The organism is Xenorhabdus sp. Sc-CR9, assembly GCF_963897815.1.
Lineage (GTDB): Bacteria > Pseudomonadota > Gammaproteobacteria > Enterobacterales > Enterobacteriaceae > Xenorhabdus.
On the sequence record NZ_CAWQTY010000128.1, the window covers coordinates 1 to 397 of the forward strand.

1 pseudogene is annotated in these 397 nt (G+C 61.5%); it reads right to left on the reverse strand.

Annotated features, from left to right (window positions below):
- Positions 1-127: 127 nt before the first annotated feature.
- Positions 128-397 (reverse strand): annotated as a pseudogene (locus AACQ81_RS06185) (hypothetical protein); the annotation flags it as partial.

Sequence of the window (397 nt, forward strand, 5' to 3'; positions counted from 1 at the left end):
TGCGCAGTCGTTGCTTCAGTCTGACGACGATATTGTGTGTTCGTCTGCGGTCAACCACACAGATTCGCGTGTCAGCGCCGATACGCGGGGGTTGGTCAGTCAACTCGGTTCTGTCCTCACGGTTGGTTCAGCACGCTGCAGCTTCTTCCGTTAAACGTTGCTGTTCGGCTTCTTCGGCTGCCCGGCGGGCAGTTTCTTCCGTTAAACGTTGCTGTTCGGCTTCTTCGGCTGCCCGCCGGGCAGCCGAAGCACCGCCACCACCAGCATCAACGCGACAGCCGCCCCGCGCGGCGACGCACGAACCGAACAGCAACGCAGTACCGGTGAGACCGACACACCGGCAACACAGCAGCCAGACACAGACACATAGAACGCCACAGTACCAGCGCCGCCGGTC